Annotated in this window: 4 protein-coding genes and 5 pseudogenes; 6 read left to right on the forward strand and 3 right to left on the reverse strand. The window is 57.9% G+C overall.

Annotated features, from left to right (window positions below; all coding sequences use genetic code 11):
• Positions 1-190: 190 nt before the first annotated feature.
• Together JCM13995_RS14690 and JCM13995_RS11830 are read right to left on the reverse strand one after the other, a co-directional pair.
• Positions 191-355 carry a hypothetical protein gene (locus JCM13995_RS14690; RefSeq protein ID WP_156314472.1) on the reverse strand — a complete coding sequence of 55 codons (165 nt, stop codon included), beginning with the start codon at positions 353-355 and terminating at the stop codon, positions 191-193.
• A gap of 11 nt (positions 356-366) precedes the next feature.
• Positions 367-1185 carry an aldose epimerase family protein gene (locus JCM13995_RS11830; protein WP_054665905.1) on the reverse strand — a complete coding sequence of 273 codons (819 nt, stop codon included), beginning with the start codon at positions 1183-1185 and terminating at the stop codon, positions 367-369.
• 139 nt (positions 1186-1324) lie between these two features.
• Between JCM13995_RS11830 and JCM13995_RS11835 the strand changes: the two are divergent.
• Positions 1325-1898, forward strand: a pseudogene (locus tag JCM13995_RS11835) (restriction endonuclease).
• Here JCM13995_RS11835 and JCM13995_RS11840 read toward each other — a convergent pair.
• Positions 1899-2168 (reverse strand): hypothetical protein, encoded by a 270-nt coding sequence (locus JCM13995_RS11840; RefSeq protein ID WP_054665907.1) that lies wholly within the window; start codon positions 2166-2168, stop codon positions 1899-1901.
• Between the two features lie 157 nt (positions 2169-2325).
• On the opposite strand from JCM13995_RS11840, the pseudogene JCM13995_RS11845 reads away from it, so the two are divergent.
• From JCM13995_RS11845 to JCM13995_RS14695, 5 genes and pseudogenes are all read left to right on the forward strand, one after another.
• Positions 2326-3503 (forward strand): annotated as a pseudogene (locus JCM13995_RS11845) (acetyl-CoA C-acetyltransferase).
• Positions 3500-4733 (forward strand): annotated as a pseudogene (locus tag JCM13995_RS17865) (hydroxymethylglutaryl-coenzyme A reductase family protein). Before JCM13995_RS11845 ends, JCM13995_RS17865 begins: the two co-directional pseudogenes overlap by 4 nt.
• Positions 4734-5900, forward strand: coding sequence for a hydroxymethylglutaryl-CoA synthase (locus JCM13995_RS11855; protein WP_054665910.1), 1167 nt, complete (start codon positions 4734-4736; stop codon positions 5898-5900).
• Positions 5901-6101: 201 nt separating this feature from the next.
• Positions 6102-7833, forward strand: a pseudogene (gene spxB, locus JCM13995_RS11860) (pyruvate oxidase).
• Between the two features lie 121 nt (positions 7834-7954).
• Positions 7955-8235: pseudogene (locus JCM13995_RS14695) on the forward strand (hypothetical protein); the annotation flags it as partial.

Here is an 8235-nt window from a genome sequence, read left to right on the forward strand (position 1 = left end):
TTAATAAAGCGACTCAAAGCGGTGACGTGGCGAGGATAGCAGGCAGGGGCAACCCTGCAATAAGGGCCACCGGGGTTACACCTGGTGGCAGGGGACACCATTTCGAAAGGGATGGCGCCCTTTGTGTGCTTAAGATTAGTATGCAAAATGCCCTTGGGTCGGCCAGTGCGACTCAAGGCATTTTGAGTGGTTACATGAGGCTTTTGATCAGCACGGCGACTAGCGCAATTGCCAGGATGGCGGCAATCACCAACAGGATGTGCCGGATGATACGGCTTTTGACCAGCCAGGTAGTGGCGCCGGTCAGCGCCCCCAGCAGCACCAGCGCTAGTAAAGCAGACGTAGTTAGGCTCATTTACCCACCACCTAAGCCAGCGCGTGCAGCGTAAACACGGTGTGGCGCTCAAAGGCTGCCCCCGGCATCAGCGTGAACAGCGGCGTGGTTGGATAAATGGCGATCGCAGCGTGCGGCGCGCCGGTGATGCCGTTAAAGTAGTGGGCGGCGCTGAGGTCGGCAAACGAGTCAACGGTCAGCCCCTTGGCTTCAGTGGACACCGTCAAGGCCCAGTCGTTGGCCACCAGTGAGGCCTGAGTGGCCTCGGCGGTCAGCGTTCGCTCAGGAATCGGCACCGGTTCGGCGTCCAGGCGCAAGTGCTGATCCATCACGCTTTGGGCGGGATCGCCGGTCAGCGCGAAGGCGACATTCAGCCGCGGCCGGATTCGAATCTGCGTATCCGTTTCGATGTGCCAGTCGACCGTCCAGCGATTCTGGTTATCAAGTGTGTGCACGATGCTGATGCGGCGGCTGCCCGGCAAACCGTCTTGGTGGTCGCCAAGCGTTAGGGTGAACTTGACTGAGACGTGATCGTCTTCCTGCTCGGTCTCCGCATCCCAGTTGTAGTTCTGCCAGCCGGTGCGTCCGGAATCAGGCGGCAGTTCAGGGCTTTCCCCTTGCACTGGGCCAATCACAGCACCGAAATGGCCCGGATCTTCTGCGTAGTCCTGGAAAGTGATGAACCCGATGCTGAGATTGGGGTCAAACTGGTCGCGGTTGGGCAGGCGCACCTGCTGCACCCGCGCACCGAACGTCAGGAAATTCAGGGTCATGTGGTGATCATTCTGCAGCGAGTACTGCATGACGTTTTCCGACCCCAGGCGGTAGAACACTTTAGAGGAGATTTTCAAAAGAGAGCGCTTCCTTTCGTCTATCATTTAATGGTACCGAACTGGTGGTCAACATTCAATGAAAATTCGCCCACGCACTTTAGTCACTTCTGGTAGTATTGAGGAAGTGCTTTAGGAAAGGTGATTTCATTGAAACGACTTGTTCAGGCCATGCGGACCTTTTTTCCGCCGCCTATACTGGCTATTAACGCTCGGGTTTGGGCTCGCTTTGGTTTATTCTTTTTTTTCGGCCGGACCTATTTGAGCCAGTGGCGCAGCTATCTTGATCTGGCCAGCTTCATCCTGATTGTTGGCTGGGTGGGGGTTAACGCGCTGCTGGTGTACCACCATCATTTTCAGTTCCGCGACCTGCAAATGGAGGAAGTCGACCAGATGGACGGCGAGGAGTTTGAGCGGTTCTGTGTCTACCTCCTGCGGCGAAACGGGTTTAAGCGCCTGAAGACCACCAAGGCCTCAGGTGATCAGGGCATTGACATCATTGGCACGAAGAAAAAGAAAACCGTGGGCTTTCAGTGCAAGCGTTACGAGGGGCAAGTAGGGAACAAGGCCGTCCAAGAGGCCTATTCCGGGCACAGCTTCTACCAGTGCGATGAGGCCGCAGTGATCACCAACTCGGAGTTTACGGACGCCGCTAAGGAGCTGGCGGATCAGCTGGAGGTCATGCTGATTGACCGCCCGCACCTCAAGCGCTGATGCGCCGCTTGCCCAGCTGATCAGTTGATCACCAAGACATTGGCCACCTGCTGAAAGCCGAACAGTGGGCGTTTGCCGGCCTTTTCCTGAACGTAAAGGTAGCGGGTCCGCAGCTCCGGCTTGTCGAGCAGAACTGCCAGCTCCCAAAGGTGAAGGGGGTGGCCACTGGTTTTGGGCACGAGGATTGCTTGGCGCTCGTCGTTGATCTCGGCGGTTGCAATTTTATCCAGATTGGTTTGAACGCCGTCAGCCCGCAGCTGAACGAGCGTTTTTTTTATTTTGGTCGGCAAATAGTGCCAACAGGTCGATCACGCGCATGGGCCCACCTCTTTTGCTGTCTCTATTCTACCTGAAGTCGGCCATTTTGTAAGATTTCTTAAGGCCAAACCGGTGGGTGCGTGCGGCCGTGTATAATTGGATTCAAGTAAAAATCGAAGGAGCGATCTCATGACAGAAGTGGTTATCGTCAGTGCGGCTCGGACACCAATTGGCAAACTAAACGGGGTGTTGGCCCAGGAATCCGCCGTCGCCCTGGGTACCTGCGCGGCGAAGGCGGCAATCGCGCGCGCCGGGATCGACCCGCAGCGTATTGACCAGGCCGTGTTCGGCAACGTCCTGCAGGCGAATAGCGGGCAGAACGTGGCGCGGCAGATCGCCCTCAAAGCGGGAATGACCACGGAGAGTTCAGCGATGACCGTCAATGAGGTCTGCGGGTCAGGGCTCAAGGCGGTGCGCCTTGGCCAAAGCGCGATTCTGCTGGGTGATGCGGACATTGTATTGGTTGGCGGCACCGAAAGCATGAGCCAGACGCCTTACTACACAACGAAAATGCGCGCCGGTCACGCGCTGGGCAATGTCGAAATGGTCGATGGCGTGATGCGCGACGGGCTGACCGATGCGTTCACGGGTCTTCCGATGGGCATCACCGCAGAAAACGTGGCGGATCAGTTTAGCGTGACGCGAGAGGCGCAGGATCAGTTTGCGCTGACATCGCACCAGAAGGCCGTCGCCGCGCAGCAAACCGGCTCGTTTACCGACGAGATTGTCCCAGTGACGGTGAAGACGAAGCGCGGCGAGGTCGTGGTCAGCCAAGATGAGGCCCCCGCCCAGATACGAGCCTCGCCAAACTTGCGAAGCTCCGCCCGGCCTTCAAAGAACACGGCACAGTGACCGCCGGCAATGCCAGTGGGATCAATGACGGCGCCGCGGCGCTGGTCCTGATGCGCAAGGACCTGGCCGAGCAGGAAGGCATCCCTTATCTCGCGACAATCAGCGGTTACAGCGAAGGGGGCATTGACCCCAACTTCATGGGTTATGCCCCGAAGCGGGTGATCGAGAAACTGCTCAAACGAACTGGGACCCAGTTAGATGACATCGACCTATTCGAAGTCAATGAGGCGTTTGCGGCCCAAAGCATTGCGGTAGCCAAGGAGCTGGACCTGGACGCCGCCAAGTTGAACGTCAATGGCGGGGCGCTGGCGCTGGGACATCCCCTGGGGGCGTCAGGGGCGCGCGTGCTGGTGACGCTCCTCTACGCCCTGCAAAACCGCGATCAGCACACGGGTGTTGCCGCGCTGTGCGTTGGCGGGGGCATTGGCGTGGCCATGCAGGTGGCGCGGCCATGACGAAGTTTTATGAAAAAACGCCTGCGGCTCGGCGTCAACAGCTGATTGAAGAGGGCATACTGTCGAACCGAGGCGCTGACTGTCTGGCCGAAAAAGGCCTCGACGATGCCGTCGCTGCCAATCTCATCGAGAACCAGATTGGCCAGTTTGCCCTGCCGCTGGGTGTCGTCCGTAACCTCACGGTGAACGGCACCGTCCGGCAGCTTGCAATGGTGACCGAGGAGCCCTCTGTGGTGGCCGCCGCTAGCAACGGCGCCCGCCTGGCTAACTTGAACGGTGGGGTGAAGGCGTCTGCTGGGCCGCACCGCGTGATTGCCGAAGTCGTGTTTGATGACGTCGCGGATTTTGACGCGGCAAGTCGGATGATCGACCAACACCGTGAGATGTTATTTGCGGTGGCGAATGCAGCTCATCCCTCGGCGGTCAAGCGGGGCGGTGGTCTAAAGCAGATCACCTGCGAGCAGCGCGATCGCTTTTTGATCCTGCAACTGACGATCGATCCCAGTCAGGCGATGGGGGCGAACTTGGCCAACACGATTGCCGAGGCCGTGGCCGCAGCCGCCGCTGGTTTGCTCGATCAGCCCGTCTTGGTGGCGATCTTGACCAACGGCAGCAGCGAGCTGGTGAGCGCCGAGGTGACGCTGGATCCGAGTACGATTGCGACGGCGCCAGGCAACGGGGCGACCATCGCGGAAAAAAATTGCCGCGCTGAGCGACTTGGCTCAATGTGATCCGCTGCGTGCGGCCACGCACAACAAAGGCATTATGAATGGCGTTGAGGCAGCCGTGCTCGCCACTGGGAATGATACGCGCGCGGTGGCTGCGGCGGTCGGTGCTTATACCCAAGGCAAAGCGCTTAGTACTTGGCAGCTGGCAGGTGGCCAGCTAGTTGGCCACATCAAATTGCCGCTACCAGTGGGAGTCGTCGGCGGGGCGATTTCAGCCTTGCCCAAGGCGCAGGCGGCCTTAAGCATGGGCGGCATTCGCACGGTCGCAGACCTTCAGATGAGTCTGGCTGCGCTTGGGCTGGTGCAAAATTTGGCCGCTCTGCGCGCCCTGGCCGGGCCAGGAATTCAGGCTGGGCACATGGCGCTGCAAGCCAGAGCACTCGCCATCGCCGCTGGTGCCACTGGGGATGAAATCGCGGCAGTCGCCGACCGGTTGCCGGCGCAAGCACGCGACTTGGCGTCTGCGCGCAAGGTGCTCGAAGAATTAAGGGGGAAGCATTAAATGAACATTGGCATCGATCAAATCGGGTTATACAGTCCCGAATTCTTTATTGATTTGCGTCAGCTCGCAAATGCGCGAGGCGTTGATCCGGATAAGTACACCATCGGGATCGGTCAAGACGAGCAGGCGGTGCCACCGTCAAGTCAGGACGTGGTCACCATGGGGGCCGCGGCAGTGCGCCAGATTCAAGTCAGTATCGACTCGGCGCGGCTTGGCCTCATTGTTCTAGGCACGGAAAGTGGCATTGACGCCAGCAAAGCCGGGGCGCTTTTTATTCAAAAGCTGACCGGCCTGCCGGAAACGGCGCGCACGCTTGAAATTAAGGAGGCCTGTTACGGTGGCACGGCTGGGCTCATGATGGCGCGCGATTATGTTGCCGCGCATCCGCGTCGGCAGGCGTTGGTGATCGCCGCAGATATTGCGCGTTACGGGCTGAACACGGCCGGTGAGGTCACCCAAGGCGCCGGTGCGGTGGCGATGCTGATCAGCGCCGAGCCGCGGATCCTGGTCATCAATGATGATTCGGTGGTCCATGCCGAGGACATCGGTGATTTTTGGCGGCCAGTGTACACGGATCAGGCGCTGGCCCGCGGCAAATATTCCACTGAGCAGTATCTGCACTTCTTCGCGCTGGACTGGGCCGCGTATAAACAGGCGACCGGGCGGACGCTCAGCGATTTTAAGGCGTTGACCTTCCACCTGCCGTACACAAAAATGGGGCTCAAGGCCCTGCGGCAAGTGTTGCCGGAAGTGGACGCCACTAAGCAACAAGATCTGCTGTTGCATTTTGATCACAGCATCCAGTACAGCCGGCGCATCGGTAACATTTACACGGGCTCGCTGTACTTGGGCCTGCTGTCACTGCTAGAAAATGATGACAGCTTGGCAGCAGGGGATTTGCTGGGCCTGTTTTCGTACGGGTCGGGTGCCGTTGGGGAGTTCTTCTCTGGCGCGTTGGTTGAAGGTTATCGGGATCAGCTGCACGGCGCGGCACACATTGGCGCGCTGAACGCCCGGCGTCAGCTGAGCGTCGCGGAGTATGAAGCGGTTTTCCAGGACGCAGTGCCCTACGCAAAGGCGGATTACCGCACGGATCCCAATTACTTTGCCGGACCGTTTGTTCTGACCGGTGTCACTGGCCAGGAGCGCCAGTACCAGGCTAATTAGCGAGTTAAGCCGCCTATCGGGCAACCTGAGGGGCGGCTTTTTGAATGGCGAGACAGTTTGGTGTAAGCGCGCTCAGTACCTGTGTTAAAGTATGACTAACGGTGTTTTTCTAAATTTGCTTGTATTTGGTAAGCCGTTTGCGTATACTAAAAGACGTTGATACTTATTAATCGTAAGTAGAATAATTCTGGAGGCGAGAGCATGACTAAGATCAATGCAGCAGACGCTGGACTGAAGGTTATTGAGAGTTGGGGCGTCAAGAATATATACGGGTTGCCTGGTGGCTCTTTCGATTCGACGATGAACGCGATTCACAACCGCAAGGACACCCTGAATTACATTCAGGTGCGCCACGAAGAGGTCGGAGCCTTAGCCGCAGTCGGCGAGGCGAAGGTCACGGGCAAGATCGGGGTGACTTTTGGTTCAGCCGGCCCTGGCGCTGTCCACCTGCTGAATGGTTTGTACGATGCTCAGTGGGATCACGTGCCGCTGCTTGCGCTGGTGGGTCAGGTCCCGACCAGCGCGATGAACACCAATTTCTTCCAGGAAATGAACGAGAACCCGATGTTTGCGGATGTTTCCATTTATAATCGCACCGTGATGACCGCCGAGCAGTTGCCTGCCGTGATCGACGACGCCATTGCGCAGGCCTACGCCAAAAGCGGGGTGGCGGTGGTCACGATTCCGAAAGACCTGGGCTGGCAGCCAATCGAGGACAACTATGTTTCTCGCGCCGCCGACTACCAGAAGCCACTGTTGCCAGAGCCGCCAGCAGAGAAGATCGCGGCTGCGGCCAAGATCCTGACCGAGGCGAAGCACCCATTGCTCTACGTCGGCAACGGGGCGCGAGGTGCGCGTGAAGAAATCATCGCACTTTCCGAAAAACTGCACGCACCGATTTTGACCTCTGCCCTCGGCAAGGGCATCATTCCGGATTCCTACAAGGCTAACATGGCTCGGCAGGCCGGGTGGCCTCTAAGCTGGGATCGAGATCGCATCCAACACTGATGCTGTCCTGTTCCTTGGCTCCGACATGCCGTTCCAGAGCTTCTTCATCGGTCCGCAAGCCAAGTACATCCAGGTCGACATCGACAGTGCGAAGTTCGGTCGTCGGCACCACGTCGATGTCCCGATTTTGGCCGACGCGAAAAAGACAATCATTGCCTTGACCGACGCCATCGACCAGCAGCCCGAAACCGGCTGGTACCAGGCGGCGCTGAAAGACAAGCAGAACTGGGCCGATTGGATGAAGTCGTTTGAAGATGACGATGAGACGCCGCTGCGCGTTGAACCGGTCTTCAAGCAGATCAATGATATGGCCACCGACGATGCGATTTTCCAAGTCGACGTCGGCAATGTCACCATTAACGGCATGCGGTACTTGAACACCGACAAGCACCAGCGCTTCACCACCAGTGGCTGGTACGCGACGATGGGCTATGCGCTGCCGGCAGCGATTGGCGCGCAGGCTGAGTACCCGGATCGCCAGGTTTGGTCGATTTCCGGTGACGGCGGTTTTGCGATGGTCATGCAGGACATCCTGACGCAGGTCAAGTACCACATGCCGATCATCAACGTGGTGCTGACCAATGAGTCGCTTGGCTTCATTGAGGCCGAGCAGGATGACACCAAGCAGCCGCATTCCGGGGTCGATTTGATCGACGCCGATTACGGGGCTGCCGCAGCCGCTTTGGGTGCGACCGGCTTTGAGGTCCACACGCTGGCCGAGCTGAAGGAGGCCTTTGCCAAGGCTAAGGCCGCTGATGGTCCCGTTGTAATCGACGTTAAGATTTCTGACTTGCGGCCGATTCCAGTCGAGCAGCTGGTTCTGGACAAGAAGACCCAGGATCCGGCCGCCGTTGATGCCTTCGTTAAGAAGTATCACGCCGAGAGCTTGATCCCGTTCCGTCAGATTCTAGAGGACGAAGAATAATCTATTAGTTAGCAATGGCGTCTCCGCGTCAAACGGAGACGCCTTTTTTTTATTGATTTAAGAGATTTTTTTTGAGTCGAAATATGTGATAAAATACGCTCATATCACTTGGAGGTGCATAATGAAAAACATCAAACGCGTCATAGTTCTAGGGACAGCACTGCTAAGTGTTTCGAGTGCGGTTGGGGTGACCGTGGCCACTCAAACACCCAGTGCTGAGCGCGTCCTAGCTGCGGCGACAACGCCACAAGGGCCAGCAGTGACCGACGGACGGTACGTGACCGTTAAGACGCCAAATGCAGTGTCGTGGAGCAGTTTTAGCTGGCACCAACGCGAAACTGGTACCGCACTCTACCAGCACACCTTCTTAGCCAAAGTGCGCTATCAGCATCAAAATGGGCG

The organism is Lacticaseibacillus camelliae DSM 22697 = JCM 13995, from assembly GCF_001311195.1.
Classification (GTDB): domain Bacteria; phylum Bacillota; class Bacilli; order Lactobacillales; family Lactobacillaceae; genus Lacticaseibacillus; species Lacticaseibacillus camelliae.

What these genes read in the sequence shown, in the direction of transcription:
- JCM13995_RS14690 (WP_156314472.1), bottom strand. Translation starts at nt 355, where the DNA reads ATGAGCCTAACTACGTCTGCTTTACTAGCGCTGGTGCTGCTGGGGGCG.
- JCM13995_RS11855 (WP_054665910.1), top strand. Translation starts at nt 4,734, where the DNA reads ATGAACATTGGCATCGATCAAATCGGGTTATACAGTCCCGAATTCTTT.